This window comes from Paenibacillus sp. RC73 (genome assembly GCF_044908085.1).
Lineage (GTDB): Bacteria > Bacillota > Bacilli > Paenibacillales > Paenibacillaceae > Paenibacillus > Paenibacillus terrae_A.
On record NZ_JBIYCV010000002.1, the window covers coordinates 40,695 to 58,465 of the forward strand.

Annotated in this window: 15 protein-coding genes; 14 read left to right on the plus strand and 1 reads right to left on the minus strand. The window is 46.7% G+C overall.

The features are described from left to right. Positions 1 to 14 precede the first annotated feature (14 nt). Positions 15 to 1,046, plus strand: a complete 1,032-nt coding sequence (holA, locus tag ABH897_RS03730; RefSeq protein WP_134913416.1) for a DNA polymerase III subunit delta — start codon at positions 15 to 17, stop codon at positions 1,044 to 1,046. Positions 1,047 to 1,180: 134 nt separating this feature from the next. Here the strand turns inward: holA and rpsT are convergent, their stop codons facing one another. Further along, positions 1,181 to 1,453 (minus strand): 30S ribosomal protein S20, encoded by a 273-nt coding sequence (rpsT, locus tag ABH897_RS03735; RefSeq protein WP_044645117.1) that lies wholly within the window; start codon positions 1,451 to 1,453, stop codon positions 1,181 to 1,183. A 198-nt stretch (positions 1,454 to 1,651) separates the two neighbouring features. Between rpsT and gpr the strand changes: the two genes are divergently transcribed. From gpr to dcuR, 13 genes are all read left to right on the plus strand, one after another. Then, positions 1,652 to 2,653 (plus strand): GPR endopeptidase, encoded by a 1,002-nt coding sequence (gpr, locus tag ABH897_RS03740; protein ID WP_404591246.1) that lies wholly within the window; start codon positions 1,652 to 1,654, stop codon positions 2,651 to 2,653. Positions 2,654 to 2,879: 226 nt separating this feature from the next. Beyond that, positions 2,880 to 4,151, plus strand: coding sequence for a stage II sporulation protein P (locus ABH897_RS03745; protein ID WP_283652562.1), 1,272 nt, complete (start codon positions 2,880 to 2,882; stop codon positions 4,149 to 4,151). 27 nt (positions 4,152 to 4,178) lie between these two features. Continuing rightward, positions 4,179 to 4,691 carry a hypothetical protein gene (locus tag ABH897_RS03750; protein ID WP_404591248.1) on the plus strand — a complete coding sequence of 171 codons (513 nt, stop codon included), beginning with the start codon at positions 4,179 to 4,181 and terminating at the stop codon, positions 4,689 to 4,691. Between the two features lie 71 nt (positions 4,692 to 4,762). Beyond that, a complete protein-coding gene (gene lepA, locus ABH897_RS03755; RefSeq protein WP_283652560.1) occupies positions 4,763 to 6,577 on the plus strand; it encodes a translation elongation factor 4 in 1,815 nt (604 codons plus the stop codon). A 340-nt stretch (positions 6,578 to 6,917) separates the two neighbouring features. Next, positions 6,918 to 8,105: a radical SAM family heme chaperone HemW gene (gene hemW / locus ABH897_RS03760; protein ID WP_014282526.1), complete on the plus strand. Its 1,188-nt coding sequence runs from the start codon at positions 6,918 to 6,920 to the stop codon at positions 8,103 to 8,105. A gap of 154 nt (positions 8,106 to 8,259) precedes the next feature. Next, positions 8,260 to 8,736: an N-acetyltransferase gene (locus tag ABH897_RS03765; RefSeq protein WP_283652559.1), complete on the plus strand. Its 477-nt coding sequence runs from the start codon at positions 8,260 to 8,262 to the stop codon at positions 8,734 to 8,736. 148 nt (positions 8,737 to 8,884) lie between these two features. Further along, positions 8,885 to 9,754, plus strand: a complete 870-nt coding sequence (locus ABH897_RS03770) for a hypothetical protein (RefSeq protein WP_404559537.1) — start codon at positions 8,885 to 8,887, stop codon at positions 9,752 to 9,754. 357 nt (positions 9,755 to 10,111) lie between these two features. Continuing rightward, the gene (gene hrcA, locus ABH897_RS03775) at positions 10,112 to 11,143 is read left to right on the plus strand and encodes a heat-inducible transcriptional repressor HrcA (protein ID WP_044645111.1); all 1,032 of its coding nucleotides are present in this window, start codon (positions 10,112 to 10,114) and stop codon (positions 11,141 to 11,143) included. Between the two features lie 180 nt (positions 11,144 to 11,323). Further along, complete coding sequence (gene grpE / locus ABH897_RS03780) at positions 11,324 to 11,893, plus strand: nucleotide exchange factor GrpE (RefSeq protein WP_283652557.1); 570 nt, start codon at positions 11,324 to 11,326, stop codon at positions 11,891 to 11,893. A gap of 85 nt (positions 11,894 to 11,978) precedes the next feature. Further along, positions 11,979 to 13,823 (plus strand): molecular chaperone DnaK, encoded by a 1,845-nt coding sequence (gene dnaK, locus ABH897_RS03785; protein ID WP_283652556.1) that lies wholly within the window; start codon positions 11,979 to 11,981, stop codon positions 13,821 to 13,823. Between the two features lie 251 nt (positions 13,824 to 14,074). Continuing rightward, positions 14,075 to 15,205 (plus strand): molecular chaperone DnaJ, encoded by a 1,131-nt coding sequence (gene dnaJ, locus ABH897_RS03790; RefSeq protein WP_283652555.1) that lies wholly within the window; start codon positions 14,075 to 14,077, stop codon positions 15,203 to 15,205. A 200-nt stretch (positions 15,206 to 15,405) separates the two neighbouring features. Beyond that, positions 15,406 to 17,061 (plus strand): DcuS/MalK family sensor histidine kinase, encoded by a 1,656-nt coding sequence (gene dcuS, locus ABH897_RS03795; protein WP_283652554.1) that lies wholly within the window; start codon positions 15,406 to 15,408, stop codon positions 17,059 to 17,061. Further along, the gene (gene dcuR, locus ABH897_RS03800) at positions 17,054 to 17,761 is read left to right on the plus strand and encodes a two-component system response regulator DcuR (protein WP_283652553.1); all 708 of its coding nucleotides are present in this window, start codon (positions 17,054 to 17,056) and stop codon (positions 17,759 to 17,761) included. Before dcuS ends, dcuR begins: the two co-directional genes overlap by 8 nt. The last annotated feature ends 10 nt before the right edge of the window (positions 17,762 to 17,771 follow it).

Below are 17,771 nucleotides of genomic sequence, written 5' to 3' on the forward strand. Positions count from 1 at the left end.
GGGGGGTACGGAGAATGGATGCAAAAACAGCCGCTAAGGCTATTCGCAAAGGCGATATTTCGCCAGTGTATTTGCTTTACGGCAGCGAAAAATATCAAATGAAGCAGTTTGTCGATATGCTTAAGGAAAAAGTGGTGGAAGAGGAGCATCGTGACTTTGCCATTATTCCCTACGATCTGACCGAGACGCCGATTGAGGTAGTCGTGGAGGAAGCCGAGACTGCGCCTTTTTTGGTGCCAAAAAAGCTGATTATTGTACGGGACACCAGTGTATTTGCGGCAGGCAAGGACGGCGGTAAGATTGAGCACCACATTGAAGCGCTGCTGACTTATATGGATAACCCGGCTGACTATAGCATTATCATTTTTACGGTTCAGGCTGAAAAGCTTGATGAACGGAAAAAGATTGTTAAAAGGCTGAAAAGTGACGCCTCGGTTATTGCCTTCACTCCGTTGGGTGGAGATGATCTGGTGGCATGGATTCATAAGCGTGCAGCGGAAAGAGAAGTCCAATTGGCGGCGGGAGCTGCTGAAAGTCTCATTCAATATACGGGGACCGGGCTGCAATCACTGGCTGCCGAGATAGACAAGCTGTGCCTGTATGCGGGAGCGCAGGGTACCATCTCCACAGCCGATATTGAATCACTTGTGCCTCGCAGCACGGAACAAAATGTGTTTGCGATGGTCGAGGATTTGGCTAATTTGCGGCTGGATAAGGCGCTCAGTATTTTTTATGAGCTGCTTAAGCAAAAAGAGGAGCCGATCAAGATTGCAGCTTTGATCACACGACAGTTTCGTATTATGTTGCAGGTCAAGGAGCTGATGGGTCAAAGCTATTCCCAGCAGCAAATTGCGAGTCAGCTTAGTTTGCATCCATATGGGGTGAAAGTTGCCGGCGAGCAGGCCCGGAGATTCCGTCCTGAGCAGTTGCGACAGCTTCTCTACGACTTGGGCGAGCTGGATTACCGTATGAAAACCGGGGTTGTTGACAAGGTGCTGGGGCTGGAGATGTTTTTGCTGAAAATGGGCGCGGGGGCTTCGGTCTAATCCGGCCCGTTTGCCGAGCGGTTTAATGAAAGGTTAACTAGTGTAACGCAGAATCCAATCGTGGTGAACTAAAAAATCCTGATCAGCCAAGGCTGGTCAGGATTTTTTCATTAACGTATAAAAGTAGCTCTTGCTTACGCTTGAGCTGTAAGAGCGTTAAGTTTTTTCGCCAAGCGGGATTTCTTGCGAGCAGCTGCATTTTTGTGGATCAGACCTTTAGTTACAGCCTTGTCCAGCTTTTGGGAAGCTACTTTGAAAGCAGCAGTAGCATTTTCAGCTTCGTTATTCACCAACGCTGTATCGGCAGCTTTTACTGCTGTACGAAGCGCGGATTTTTGAGAAGCGTTCAACGCACGGCGTTTGTCGTTTGTTTTAACGCGTTTGATAGCGGATTTGATGTTTGGCATTACATTCACCTCCTGTAAAGGCATTACTTATGAACACAAACGTTTCACAACTTAAAATATTTTAGCACGCCACACCTCAAATTGCAATAAGAAAACATTCCGGGCTTGGGTAGATTACAGGATGAAAATGGATGTGCATAAACCTGCCGGGTGTCTCGCACACTATAACCTGAGATGGTATAAAAGGAGGCGTAAATGATGGATTTGGATTTGCAGAAGTATGCGGTACGTACGGATTTGGCGCTGGAGGCAAGAGAGTTGGCGGAACGAGATCAGCCAATGCCGCTGGCGGGCATCAATGAGGACGTGGAGGAAGATAACGGTATTAAAATCACGCGTCTGGATGTGCTTAATGAAGAGGGTGCTAACCGTATTGGACGGGTACAGGGGCATTACGTCACGCTGGAAGTGCCCGGCTTACGTGAAGGTGACACGGGGCTCCAGCAACGGGTAGCCATTGCATTCGCGAAGGAGATGGAGCAATTTATACAAAAAATAGGGATCTCCAGTAAGGCACGCGTACTTGTGGTAGGTCTGGGCAACTGGAATGTCACTCCCGATTCACTAGGTCCGCTTGTCGTTGAAAATTTGATGGTGACTCGTCAATTTTTTGAACTGACGCCTGATCAAGTCAATCCTGGTTATCGGGATGTGAGTGCGATTGCACCAGGAGTTCTTGGCATAACGGGGATCGAGTCGAGCGAAATTGTTCAGGGTATCGTTGATCGAACGAAGCCAGAACTGATTATTGCTATTGACGCTCTGGCGTCACGTTCATTGGAGCGCGTCAATACGACTATCCAGGTGGCAGATATCGGGATTCATCCGGGCTCAGGTATTGGTAACAAGCGGCGTGGCATCACCAAGGATATTATGGGTGTCCCGTGTATTGCCATCGGCGTTCCAACCGTATGCTACGCTTCGACCATCGTGAATAACGTAATTGAGCTGATGAGAACACATTTTGCCAAGGAAAAGGCTTCTACGAAAGCAATACTGGGGATGCTGGATGATATTTCAGAGCCTGAGAGACTGGGATTGGTGAGAGAGGTACTTCAGCCGCTGGGACATGATCTGATTGTGACCCCCAAGGAGATTGATGAATTTATAGAAGATATTGCGAATATTATTGCAACCGGATTGAACGCCGCCCTGCATGAAGCTGTCGATCCCGGCAATGTCGCCGCTTATACACATTAATGAGGGTTAGTAAAAGCATATTTCATACACAAAATTCTCTATCTAGCAGGCATCCTATCTCTTGTAATAAGGGGTGGGATTTACCTGGGGGTGGAGATTTTTTTGTGTTCTAGCAATTGTTCTCCGTTCATAGAGTTGAAGTATAAGAGATTTCCGCTGCTGACTGGAACCTATAGGTTCTGAATATGAGGCGGGCTTCGACGGGACGAAGGAGGACAAGACCCACATGAAAAAAATTCAAACCTGGAACGTCGGAAGATGGAGAAGAAAGGGCCTTGAAATTTTGGCTATGGGACATACGCTTGTGCTGCTTATTATGGGCTCGGCGCTTTTATTTGTTGTATTGGGACTGGGAGGACTGGCGGAAAATCGTTTGCAAACGTCTCCGGTGTCTTCGATGAAAGGATTTGCAGGCTCGGTTTCCAGCGGTTTTTTTGCGGATATGCTCGGCATGGAAGTACCTCATTTGGTACAGAAGAAGCAACAATCTTCGTTGTCGGGTGAACAATGGTCGCCTTTTGTTTTCCAAATGCTCACAGGTATTAATCCACAGGACCCCAAAAGTCTCATAGCTCGCGAAATTCCTGGTATGTCTGCGGGTACGCCTGTTTTGTTGCGTAAGGGCTCAGGGAACAACAAGGTGGAGGCGCCTACTGATTATCAGCCTGATCAGGGAACGACGGATGCTCCCGGCGGACCGGATGCTTCTACCAATCCACCGAACAATGGCTCTACAACGCCAGATCTTCCGACAACTCCAGAAACGGACCCTGCGCAAGAGGATGATCCGAGTGATACAGCAGTCAAAGGTGCCAAACGTATATTAATCTACCATTCTCATCCGAGAGAGGCATATAACCCTTTGCTCAGTAAAACCAGCTCCAATCCTAATTCTGGCTCTAAATCAGCCAATGTGTCGAGAGTAGGAGATTTTGTAAAAAAGAGATTGGAGAAGCAAGGGATATCTACTTTGCATGTGAACAAGGACTATGCCAAAAACGTTCAAAATTACAATTGGAATTATTCCTATAAATATTCGCGTGAAACGGTCAAGGAAGCTTTGGCTGGAAATAAAAGCTTAACCTATCTGCTTGATATCCACAGAGATTCTCAACGTCACGGCAAAACGACAGCAACGATAAACGGACTTTCTTATGCCAAGGTGTATTTTATTATCGGCCATGACAACAAAAACTGGCGCAAGAATGAAGCTTTCGCCGCTCGTATTCATGAGAAGCTGGAAAAGTCGTATCACGGCGTTTCCCGTGGGATATGGGGAAAGGATGGCGGTAAAGGCAACAACGGTGAGTACAATCAGAGCTTGTCCTCCCATAGCATTTTGATCGAAATTGGCGGGATTGATAATACCGAGGAAGAATTGAAACGTACCTCTGACGTTCTGGCGGATATGATCGGTGAGGTGTACTGGGAGGATCAGAAAGCACAGAAAGCGGGTACTAACGTGTTCGATGCGAAAAAGAGCAACGATGGCAATTAATTGAGGCGGTGGAAAGGAGGAAATGCAATGTCTGGACATTTTCGTAAAAAAGCGCTTGGATTTGTACTTCTGATGGGGGCGGGGGTCCTGCTCGGCATGCAACTGGCAGGCTCCGGACTGCGTTCTGTATATGGTCCTGAATGGGTCGGGGACTCGGTTCAGAGCAAAGTACAGCAGAACGTTGTTGGATATGAGCAGACGGTTATTGAAGACACACCCGCAGCCGATGCTCGTGCGTATACCCGCACATATAACAGAAATGGGAATGTCGTAATGGACTCCGGAACGGGAGCGGCTACTTACAAAGCTAATCCACAAGATCGAGGTGAGACCCAAGCCACAGGAGAAACTCGCCAATGGTATTCGACAGCACAGGATGCCAATTTGCAGGGCCAGGAGACACCGCGTGAACTATTGGCTGTCAAGGCAGAACAAACCTCGGTGGATACCATGGCGGACAAAACGGCCGGGCTGCTGCAAAACCTGTCAAGACAGGGGATTCGCTGGGTTGTGTCTGTTTTTGACGGAGTAACGGAATAGAAATATTGCTGACCCCCTATACAACTGCTATAATAAGCTGATTGACACTAGGCATTGTGTGGGGGTAAGGCATGACTGACATTTTGGCAAGACAACGTAAAATTCGGAACTTTAGTATCATTGCACATATAGACCACGGTAAATCCACGCTGGCTGACCGGATTTTGGAATACACCGGTGCACTCACATCCCGTGAAATGCAGGAGCAAGTGCTTGATCAGATGGACCTGGAACGGGAGCGCGGGATTACAATCAAGCTCCAGGCAGTGCGACTCACTTATAAGGCCGATGACGGCGAAGAGTACATTTTGAATCTGATTGATACACCGGGACACGTCGATTTTACGTATGAGGTTTCCCGAAGCTTGGCGGCCTGCGAAGGTGCCTTGCTGGTTGTAGACGCGGCACAGGGCATTGAAGCACAGACATTGGCTAACGTATATTTGGCGTTGGACAACAATTTGGAGATTCTGCCGGTGCTTAACAAAATTGATTTGCCAAGTGCCGATCCTGAACGGGTGAAGCAGGAAATCGAGGATGTTATCGGCTTGGATACGAGCGAGACTGTACACGCATCGGCCAAAGCTGGAATCGGTATCAAGGAAATTTTGGAACAGGTGGTCAGAAGCGTGCCTGCTCCGCAAGGGAATCCGAATAATCCGCTGAAGGCGCTTATTTTCGATTCGCATTATGATCCATATAAAGGCGTTATCGTGTATGTTCGCGTCGTGGATGGCAGCATCAAGGCTGGTTCCAAAATTAAAATGATGGCGACCGATAAAACGTTTGAGGTTATCGAGGTAGGAGCCTTCATGCCACGTATGAGCATTGTGGACGAGCTGAATATCGGTGATGTTGGTTTTATCGTTGCCGGTATCAAGCATGTGGGCGATACGCGTGTCGGGGATACGGTGACGGATGCCAAAAATCCAACGCCAGAACCGATGCCAGGTTATCGGAAAATTAATCCGATGGTATATTGCGGTCTGTATCCGATCGAAACATCCGAGTATAACGATCTGCGCGAGGCACTTGAAAAGCTGCAACTGAACGATGCTTCGCTCAGCTTTGAGCCGGAAACATCAAGCGCGTTGGGCTTCGGATTCCGTTGTGGTTTCCTCGGTCTGCTTCATATGGACGTTATTCAGGAGCGGATTGAACGCGAATTTAACATCCCTCTGATTACGACAGCGCCGAGCGTTATTTACCGCATTAAGCTGACGAATGGCGAAACGATCCAGATCGATAACCCGTCGAATTACCCGGAAATCGGACGAATTGAGCATGTGGAGGAGCCTTACGTAAGAGCAGGCATTATCGTGCCTAATGATTACGTAGGTACGGTTATGGAGCTTTGCCAGACCAAGCGCGGTGAGTATGTGAACATGGAGTATCTGGATACGACACGGGTAACTATTACGTACCAGATTCCGCTGTCCGAAATCGTGTACGATTTCTTTGACCAGCTTAAATCTAGCACCAAGGGCTACGCTTCCTTCGACTACGAGATTTCAGGCTATCGCCAGTCCAATCTGGTAAAAATGGATATTCTGTTGAATGGCGAACAGGTCGATGCGTTGTCGTTCATCGTTCACAGAGATCGCGCTTACCATCGCGGACGTATCATTTGCGAGAAGCTGCGTGAGCTGATCCCACGCCAAATGTTCGAGGTGCCAATCCAGGCATCTGTCGGAACGAAGGTTGTAGCGCGTGAAACCGTTAAGGCTATGCGTAAAAACGTCTTGGCCAAATGCTACGGTGGCGATATTTCCCGTAAACGGAAGCTGCTTGAAAAGCAAAAAGAGGGCAAGAAGCGCATGAAGCAAGTGGGTAACGTAGAAGTACCACAGGAAGCGTTTATGGCGGTACTGAAAATAGATGAGTAAAGCTGCTTGATACAAGCAGCACCATATTCAATTTGGTACATCACAGAACGTGAGTATGAATTGAATACGAATAAGTACCAACAGCATGATCCCGTAGTAACTTAGGTACACACTCTGTGATGCACCGCAAGATACTACGGTCCGCTTGTTCCCAAGCGGTATTCGTCCATTCTTTCATGTGGCCTTTGCCGTGCATGGAGAATGGACGTTCTTTATTTGAGCAAGCTATCCAGAGACGGAGTAAAAAAATGGCCGATTGACGGTGGGCAGCAGCGAAGCGGTTGATCTCGACCTCGGCGCACTTTTTTTCACCACATCACACCTAACAAGGAGGATCGGTATGACCGCATCCATACACAAACATGAACATTCATCCGCGCCTCAAGCGGTTTATCTGCATATACCTTTTTGCACGAATAAATGCTTTTACTGTGACTTCAACTCTTACGTGCTCAAGGATCAGCCTGTTATGGAATACCTGTATGCACTGGAACGTGAGATGGAGCATACAGTTCGCCTTCACCCGCCAGGTGAAATTAAAACTATTTTTGTCGGGGGTGGAACACCAACAACGCTGAATCCGAAGGAAATGGAATATTTCCTGAAAAGCGTCCGTACCTACTTCCCGAACTGGTCGGAAGATATTGAGTTTTCCATGGAAGCCAATCCAGGCACAACTGATTTTGAAAAACTCACCGTGATGAAAGAAGGCGGCGTGAACCGGCTCAGCTTCGGCGTGCAGGCTTTTCAAAACGAATTGCTTACGGGCATTGGTCGTATTCATAATACAGATGACGTTTATCGTAGTCTGGAAAATGCACGTAAGGTCGGATTGGACAATCTGTCGATTGACCTGATGTTCGGTTTACCGAATCAGACCGTAGAAATGCTGCATGAAAGCGTCAGCCGGGCACTGGAGCTGGGGCTTCCTCATTACTCCATCTATAGCTTGAAGGTTGAAGAGAACACCTTATTCCACACGCTGTACCAGAAAAATCAGCTTCCGCTTCCACATGAGGACGACGAACTGGAAATGTATTTGCTCCTGATGCGTCGCATGAAAGAGGCGGGCTATGAGCAGTACGAGATCAGCAATTTTGCGAAACCAGGTCTGGGGAGCAAGCACAATATGACCTACTGGCGGAATGAGGACTATTATGGCCTCGGCGCTGGGGCGCACGGATATGTTGGCAGAGAGCGCCATATGAACATTAAGGGCATTAATCCTTATGTGGAGGCTACCCGTAACGGACTGCCGCGTCTGGATAGCTTTGAGGTGCCAGCGGCCGAAGCGATGGAGGATTTTCTCATGGTCGGTTTGAGAATGCTGGAAGGTGTCTCGAAGTCCCGCTTTGAGGCTCAATTCGGCCAGTCACTGGAGGATACGTTTACGGCCCCACTCGGAAAAATGCTGAATGCGGGATTGATCGAACCAGTCGAAGATGGTTATCGTCTGAGCGAACGTGGTATTTTGTTCGGAAATGATGTATTTGCGGAGTTCATCGGTTCCATTACCGTAAATTCATAAGTCGTAGCTTCAAACGGTACATTTGCACACCATAAGCGGGGACATTCATTTTATAACACATTCTGTCACGGCAGGGTAAATGAAGTATTGCGATTCTATGCGTAATGTTGTATATTTATTCATTATATGCGGCAAGCGGCAGGAGGAGAGTAAGATGGCTTCAGTGTGTAAAGATGTATTGTGCAGAAGTGCGGTTCCTGAGGATGTGGAGCCTTTATACCAAATGATTAGCGGCTATGCGGAGCGGGGAATTATGCTCCCACGTTCAAGGGAAGTTCTTATGCGCCAACTGGAGCTGTTTATTGTGGCAGAAGTGGACGGCGAAGTCGTCGGTTGTGGTTCTTTATGCAAACTGGGTGATGATTTGGTAGAGATTCGCTCACTTGGTATTTCTGAAGGACATAAAGGTATGGGCATCGGCTCCAAGCTCGTAGAGGGCCTTATTATAGAAGCACGGCGGCAGCGTATCCCTAAAATTATGGCTTTGACCTACGAGGTCTCCTTTTTTATAAAAAACGGGTTTGATGTGGTAGACAAAGAGATTTTCCCTGAAAAGGTATGGACTGATTGCATTAACTGTAGTAAACAAAACAATTGTGATGAAATTGCAGTGTTGAAAATGCTGAACTGATCTGAGAATATCAGGTCAGTTCGTTTTTTTGTCGGATCGAGATTGCAGCGATTCGTCTCAGTGATACAGGTGCAATCGTTGAAGTCAAAAAGGTAAGCTTTATTTTTGTAGCTAATTTTAAGTGAAGGGCCTAACATCAATGGAAAGAATGAAATTACAAAAAGACTGGCTTGATTATGTTAACAGACTACAAGAAAGAGAGCGGCAAAAAATTATTTCAAGTGGTATTACCAATTGGACTTTACTTTTGGCCGTTTTAGGTCTTGCTTATTGGATATATCCAGACATCATAGCAATGCAAAAAAATTGGCATACTGTTTTAATTGGTTATGTGGTATTCGGAAATATAGCAACCACATTTTTTGATTTTTTTAATAATTTTTATAGGCAAGTAAAAATAAAGAGATACAGTTCCCCGATTACATCAACTGATGTAAAAGGATTGAAAATTCTTTGGAGATACCAGCTTATTTTGGTTACGTCATTTTTATTATCTAATGGGTATTTTCTTTTTTTTCATTCAGTAAATTTTTTCTTCAGCTTATACTTTACAATATACTGTGTAAGATATCTTCTTGAAGCAGTGCAAGCTTCTATTTATATATTCTTAGAAAATAAGAAGAGAAAGTTTGATAGAAAAGCTATCAAAATGGAAATCGAACAAAATAGTTCTAAAATGGAGGCCTATAAATTTCTTAAGCAGTTGTTGATATTTCTAATGTGGCTTCTATTTAGTAATTCGTATAAAGTCATACTAACTTTTCTACTCACCATTTATATTTGTATAAATTACAATTTTAATAATATATTGTGGAAACAAATTTTTGATGGTTTAGCTTCGGTCATTATTGTAATACTGCTTCAATTTTTGTTCACTATTTTTATGAAACGAATGAAGATTGGTTGGTTGGAGAATCTCGAAAGAGAAATTGTTATAAATAATTTAACAGAAGACCAAATAGTTAGTAAATTGAAACTAGGTTATTTCAACGCAAGTAATATTGATAATTACTTTTAAATTGATATATTTTAGAGCTTTATAGGCTTAGTTTGAAAAATGAACATCAAAATGGAGTAGGCGGAATGGTGCTGTACAAGCGAAGCGGTCGCTTTTGTCCCCGGATTTCTATCCTTATAAGGTTATTCAAGAAATCCGGGGGCGGTGGCGATGGGAAGCACTATCCGACTGCGTAGTGGCACGATAAGAAACTTTTGACCGTCTAGAAGCTTATATAGTTGAAAATACGGATCTGACTTGACAATGATCAGGTCGGTTTGGTATTTTTGTATTATCAGTTAGCACTCATCGCGAACGAGTGCTAATGATTCCATTGAACGATCATGCTATTATGGATAAACAAAAGGGGGGATTCGCTTGTTAACCGAACGTCAGAGACTCATTTTGAATGCGATTATTGATGACTACATTCGTTCGGCTGAGCCAGTGGGATCCCGCAGCATATCCAAAAGGCAGGATGTCGGATTTAGCCCCGCCACGATCCGTAATGAAATGTCGGATTTGGAGGAACAGGGCTATCTGGAGCAACCCCATACTTCTGCGGGACGCATCCCGTCTCATAAAGGCTACCGCTATTATGTGGACCATTTGGTACCACTGGATACGCTGAAGCCTATGGAAACGCGGGAACTAAAAGCCTTTTACGCCGAAAAGCTGAATGCAATGGAACAAGTAATCCAGCATGCATCTGGTATTTTGTCCCATATGACCAATTATACTTCCATCCTGCTTGGGCCGGAGGTTTTTCATACTTCATTGCGTCATTTTCAGCTATTGCCACTCAACGAAACGACGGCTGTAGCGATTATCGTGACCAATACCGGTCAGGTGGAGAACAAGACAGTGGATATTCCGCCGGGAATTTCGATTTCCGAGATGGAGAAGGTCGTGAATTTGTTGAACAGCAAGCTGGTCGGCGTGCCGATTTATCAGTTGAAATCACGTCTTTACACCGCACTTGGTCAGGAAATGGAGAAGCATGTGTCTCATTTTGAGGACGCTATGAAGGTGCTGGATAAAGCACTGGATAATGAATCGGATCAGCGCTTGTATTTGAGCGGTGCGACGAACATGCTAAATCAGCCTGAATTTAAGGACGTTGAAAAGGTCAAACATATTCTCGATCTGCTGGAGGAAACACCGACGCTGCTTAAGCTGATGACGCCTGTCGCCGGAGCGCCTGAAATTCAAGTCCGTATCGGCACAGAAAATGATCATGAAGCATTTGCCAATTGCAGTCTGATTACCGCGACGTATGCGGTAGATGGCGAAGCGTTGGGCACAATAGGCATACTGGGTCCCACACGGATGGAGTATGCGAGAGTTATTAATATTTTGGGTATCCTGTCTAAGGATTTGACCGCAATGCTTACGCAGCGGTTTAAATAGAATAAGACTGCACATGTTGCGGTTCTACATGTTCCGCGCCGGGATATGGTATGTATCCTGCGCGGGTGCATTGCTGCGTGTTTTTGCAAAGTAACAGCAACTTGAAATGAAGTGCAGCAAACAAGTTTGAATACAAATATGAATGTAACGGTAGTTATGACTTGAAGGAGGTGAAACATTTTGAAGGAAGAACAAGCGTTCCAAGAAGAAAAACAACAAAATGTAAGCACAGAGGAAGCCACTGAGACGAGCCAGCAGGAAGAGCCGGTGAACGAAGCGGCAGCACTGGAAGCCCAAGAGAGTGATACAGAGCTGGCTAAGCTTCGCGTGGAGGCGGAAGAGCACCAACAGCGGTTTTTACGCGCACAGGCGGATTTCGATAATTTTCGTCGTCGTACGCTGAAAGAGAAAGAGGACCTTGCCAAATATGCATCTATGAAGCTGGTTACCGAATTGGTACCTGTTCTGGATAACTTCGAGCGTGCGCTGGCAACAGCACCGCAAGGAGAGGCTGAGTCATTCACAAAAGGTGTGGAGATGATCTTCCGTCAGTTTGAGAGCGTGCTTCAGGCTGAGGGAGTAACGGCCATGAATGCGGTGGGTCAACCGTTTAACCCTGATTTCCATCAGGCCATTATGCAGGTGGAAAGCGAAGAGCATGAGGAAGGCATCGTCGTTGAAGAGGTGCAAAAAGGATACATGCTGAAGGACAAGGTGCTTCGTCCGGCTATGGTAAAAGTGAGCATGTAGCTTTTTTAATATACATTAGCAACACATCATTGGCTTTAACTAATTTCGGCCTGAGGGCCTCGTATACAGAAGGAGGAATTGTCTGATGAGTAAAGTAATCGGTATTGACTTAGGTACAACCAACTCTTGTGTGGCTGTTATGGAGGGCGGCGAAGCCGTTGTAATTCCAAATCCGGAAGGCGCACGCACAACCCCTTCGGTTGTTGGTTTCAAAAAGGATGGAGAACGTACTGTAGGTGAAACAGCAAAACGCCAAGCGATCACGAACCCGGATCGTACAATTATGTCCATCAAGCGTCACATGGGTACAAACTATAAAGAAAGCATTGACGGCAAGGAATACTCCGCACAAGAAATTTCTGCTATGATTTTGCAAAAGCTGAAATCCGATGCTGAAGCTTACCTAGGACAAACGGTAACTCAAGCCGTTATCACGGTTCCAGCTTACTTCAATGACAGCCAACGTCAAGCAACCAAGGATGCAGGTAAAATCGCGGGTCTGGAAGTGCTGCGTATTGTCAACGAGCCAACAGCAGCTGCACTGGCATACGGTATGGAAAAATCCGAAGACCAAACAATTCTTGTTTATGACCTGGGTGGCGGTACATTTGACGTATCCATTCTGGAACTGGGCGACGGTTTCTTCGAAGTTAAAGCGACAAGCGGCGACAACAAGCTGGGCGGCGATGACTTCGACCAAGTGATTATTGATTACCTCGTAACTGAGTTCAAAAAAGATCAAGGCATCGACCTGAGCAAAGATAAAGCAGCTGTACAACGTTTGAAAGATGCAGCGGAAAAAGCGAAAAAAGAGCTGTCCGGCGTACTGACAACGACGATTTCCCTGCCGTTCATTACGGTAGCTGACGGCGTTCCACAGCATTTGGAGTTGAACCTGACTCGTGCGAAATTTGAGGAATTGTCTGAAGGTCTGGTAGAACGTACTTTGGGACCTACTCGTCAAGCGATGAAAGATTCAGGCATGAGTGCCAGCGACATCGATAAAATCGTTCTGGTCGGCGGTTCCACACGTATTCCGGCTGTACAGGAAGCCATTAAGAAACTGACAGGCAAAGAGCCTCATAAAGGTGTAAACCCTGATGAAGTGGTAGCTTTGGGTGCCGCAGTTCAAGCAGGCGTATTGACAGGTGATGTGAAAGACGTCGTTCTCCTCGACGTAACTCCATTGTCCCTCGGTATTGAAACCGCAGGTGGCGTATTCACTAAAATGATCGAGCGTAACACGACGATCCCTACGAGCAAATCGCAGGTGTTCTCGACGTATGCCGACAACCAGCCTAGCGTGGAAATCCACGTATTGCAAGGTGAACGTGAAATGGCAGCAGGCAACAAAACGCTGGGCCGTTTCCAACTGGGAGATATTCCTCCAGCACCACGCGGTGTACCGCAAATCGAAGTTACTTTTGATCTGGATGCCAACGGTATCGTGAACGTATCCGCTACAGATAAAGGTACAGGCAAGAGCCAAAAAATTACGATCACATCCTCCAGCGGCTTGAGCGACGAGGAAGTAGAACGTATGATGAAAGACGCTGAGTTGCATGCGGAAGAAGATAAAAAACGCAAAGATCTGGTAGAAGCGAAAAATTCTGCGGACCAACTGATTTACTCCGTAGACAAAACGATTAAAGATCTGGGCGAAAAAGCGGATGCAGGCGAAGTCGAAAAAGCGAATGCAGCTAAAGAAAATCTGCAAAAAACGCTGGAAACTGACAACCTGGAAGACATCAAAAAGGCTACTGAAGAGCTGACTGAGATCGTTCAGCAGTTGTCCGTGAAGCTGTATGAGCAAGCTGCTCAAGAAGCACAGGCTCAACAAGCTCAAGACGGCGCAGCAGACAGCAAAGGCCGCGATAATGTGGTTGACGCGGACTATGAAGTTGTTGACGAAGACAAGAAGAAAGACTAAGCTACGGATCGGGTAGTGGTAGTAGCATTACGGTACACCGGTGCGTTATAATATACTGAATGAAAAGAAGCAGCGTAGCTGCCTTGATAAATAACGATTAGCCGAAGGGTATCAGTTATTTTCAGAATAAATAAGCATATTACGGATTGTACTGCCTTGAAATGATGGGAAGGTCAAAGCCGGGTCATCCCGTGCCTTTGACTTTCCTTTTATATGTAGTGCAGACACGTTGTAGGCATGGGGGTGGAACATTGGCTGATAAGCGCGATTATTATGAGGTGCTGGGCGTCGCGAAGGGCGCTTCGGATGAAGATGTTAAAAAGGCTTACCGTAAGCTGGCGCGTCAGTATCATCCGGACGTGAACAAGGCTGCGGACGCGGAAACCAAATTTAAAGAAGTGAAAGAGGCTTATGACGTTCTCAGTGATGGTCAGAAGCGGGCAAGATATGATCAATACGGTCATGTAGACCCGAATCAGGGCATGGGAGGCGGCTTCGGTGGTGGAGCCGACTTTGGTGGCGGATTTGGCGATATTTTTGATATGTTTTTTGGCGGTGGCGGCAATGGTCGACGTGACCCGAATGCACCGCAGCGTGGTAATGATCTTCAATATACAATGACGATCGAATTCAAGGAAGCCGTATTCGGCAAGGAAACCGACATTAACATTGAGCGCACGGAAACGTGTGATACGTGTCATGGTACCGGAGCCAAAAAGGGTACTCAACCACAAACCTGTTCCGTCTGCCACGGTAGCGGACAAGAAGAGGTGGTGCAGAATACACCGTTTGGCCGGATGGTTAATCGTCGGGCCTGCTCTAACTGTGGTGGTACTGGAAAAATCATCAAAGAGAAATGCACCACTTGTAGCGGTTCTGGTCGTGTGCGCAAGCAGCGTAAAATTCATATCCGCATTCCGGCGGGTGTGGATGACGGCGCGCAAATGCGTATCAATGGTGAAGGCGAAGGCGGTGTCAACGGAGGACCGGCAGGTGATCTGTATGTCGTTTTCCGTGTGAAGTCGCATGACTTCTTTGAGCGTGAGGGAGACGACATTTACTGTGAAATTCCGCTGACGTTTTCGCAGGCAGCGTTGGGAGATGAAGTCGAAATTCCGACGCTGACCGAGAAAGTGAAGCTGAAAGTTCCAGCTGGTACACAAACAGGAACATACTTCCGTCTTAAAGGCAAGGGTGTACCAAAACTTCGTGGCGTAGGTCAGGGTGACCAGCACATTAAGGTGGTTGTGGTAACGCCTAGCAAGCTGAGTGAGGAACAGAAGGAATTGCTGCGTCAGTTCTCTTCGCTTAGCGGTGAGCAGACACATGAGAATGAGCAATCCTTTTTTGACCGTGTGAAGCGCGCCTTCCGAGGCGACTAAGCCAGGATAGACTCGCGGAGCATCAACCATGAATCGGAGGGAACTGTTCCGCAATTGCGGAGTAGTTCCCTTTTTTATTATACGAAAGAGTGGAAGGAAGCTGTATAAGATTATAACTATGCAAATTCACGTAAACACATACATAACCATTTTTGTATAAGCATATTGGACTATTTAGATTTAACATGAAGGGTGAAAGGGTGAGTTCTATCAAAAAGTCACAGCCTAAGCTGCGTCGGGGTAAACCGCTATTCAAGCTCAGAGGGCTGATTACGCTGCTGGTTTGTCTGGTTATGGCACTGGTGCTCCTGCCTGTAACTTTGTTATTTGCCGAGAGAGTTGAGCATGAAACCGAAATGGGACTGGAGGAAAAAGCGATGTCCATCGCACGTACACTTTCCCATACGCCGCTTATTATTGAGCATTTGCAGCAGTCTGATTCGTCTTCCTCCATGCAGAAGTATGTGCAGAAGGTTTCATCTGCTAATCATGTTCAGTTTATCGTAGTTATGGACATGAAGGGTATTCGCAAAACACACCCGGATCCCAGGATGATCGGCAAAGCCTTTGCTGGTGGAGATGAATACACTGCACTTCATGGTCATGAGAGTGTATCTGTTGCGAAGGGAACATTGGGCCTGTCCATGCGCGCTTTTTCTCCCGTATTCAGCTCGACGGGGAAGCAGTTGGGAGCGATCGTCGTCGGTATATCCATGCAAGATGTACTGAGGGCTCAGGGAGGCAATTACCGCCTTATTGCTATCGCCATTGGCGTCGGAATGTTAATTGGTGCCGGAGGGGCTGTTGTGCTGGCCCGTAAAATCAAAAATATGCTGTTTGGTCTGGAGCCACCGGAAATCGCACGCTTGCTGGAGGAACGCAACGCTATGCTGCAGTCCATTAAGGAAGGCGTCATTGCGGTGGATGAATCCGGACGTGTTATGTTAATGAATGCGGAAGCGATTCGTCTGCTCAGACAAGCGGGAATTGAGGATATCTCGTCCTCAGGGCAGGAGATTAACGCTTATTTGTCCGCTTTTCGATTACAAGAGGTTTTGGCGGCAGGCACTCCACGAATGGATGAGGACATGGAGCTGGGGGGAATAACCTTGCTTACCACCAGTGTTCCGATACGGGTCAAAGGGGGAATTGTGGGAGCAATTGTAACTTTTCGGGATAAAACGGAGGTAAACCAGCTTGCCGAACGTTTGACAGGAGTGTCCCTGTATACGGAGGCGCTGCGTGCACAGGCTCACGAATTTATGAACAAGCTGCATGTCATTATGGGGATGGTACACTTACGAATGTACGATAAACTGGAGCATTACATCTTGGATGCCGTTGAGCATCATCAAGTGGAGATTGGCTCGATTACCCGGCAGATTAGGGACCCGGTGATGGCGGGCTTTGTTTTGGGGAAATTAAGCCGGGCCAGAGAGGTTGGTGTGAGCTTCGAATTGACTCCGGGCAGCTATTTGCCTGAAACCGGTCGAACTCAAACGATTCATGAACTGATAACCATACTGGGGAATCTGTTTGATAATGCCGTGGAAGCGATGGAATCTCTGGAGCACAAGCAGATTACCTTGACGCTTTATTATGAGGAAAATCAGAAGAACGGCTGTCTGACATGTGTAGTAAGTGATAACGGACCTGGTGTACCGGAACCTCTCGTAGAGGCGATATTTGAAAAGGGATTTTCGACCAAGGGAGAGTCACGGGGAATGGGGCTTTATCTGGTAACGCAAAGTGTGAAAAGATTAAAAGGAACCATAAAGCTGATTCCGGCTGAGCAAGGGTGCTGTTTTCAGATTAAGATTCCATACACCATAATGGGGAATGATGAACATGATTAATGTCTTAATTGTAGAAGATGATCCGATGGTTGCCGAGTTTAACCGCAAATATACGGAGCAGGTAGAGGGCTTTCGATGTGGAGGCTGGGCTGCTTCCGTGGAAGATGCCAAGGAATTTCTGGAAGAACAAGCGATTGATCTGATTTTGCTGGATGTGTATATGCAGGAAAGCAATGGACTTGATTTGCTGGCTTTTATTCGTGAGACAGGAGTGAATGTGGATGTCATCGTGATTTCGGCTGCAAGCGATATGAACAATATCAAAAAAGCGATGAATTTCGGCGCGGTGGATTATTTGATTAAGCCGTTTCACTTTAACCGTTTTCTGGAGGCGCTCACGGGTTATCGGGAGCACGTCAGTATCGTGCGTGAGCGCAGCTTGCTTTCGCAGGAGGAGTTGGATCGGCTGCTTTATCATAAAAGCTCGACCAAAGAGCTGGCCCGGCTACCCAAAGGAGTAACCAAATCCACGCTGGCCATGATATGGAACTGTATCCGGCAGCATGAAGCGATGTTATTTTCCACCGAGGATATTGCGGAGAGTGCAGGGATATCCAGAGTATCTATGCGCAAGTATCTTGCTTTTTTGACGGAAATTGAGGCACTTGCCATGGAAACCATATACGGCACCATTGGACGGCCTGTTTATCAGTATCGAATTTTACCGCAGGCGGAGGAAATTATGAGCGGTTATATTTAAGCCCTCTTTT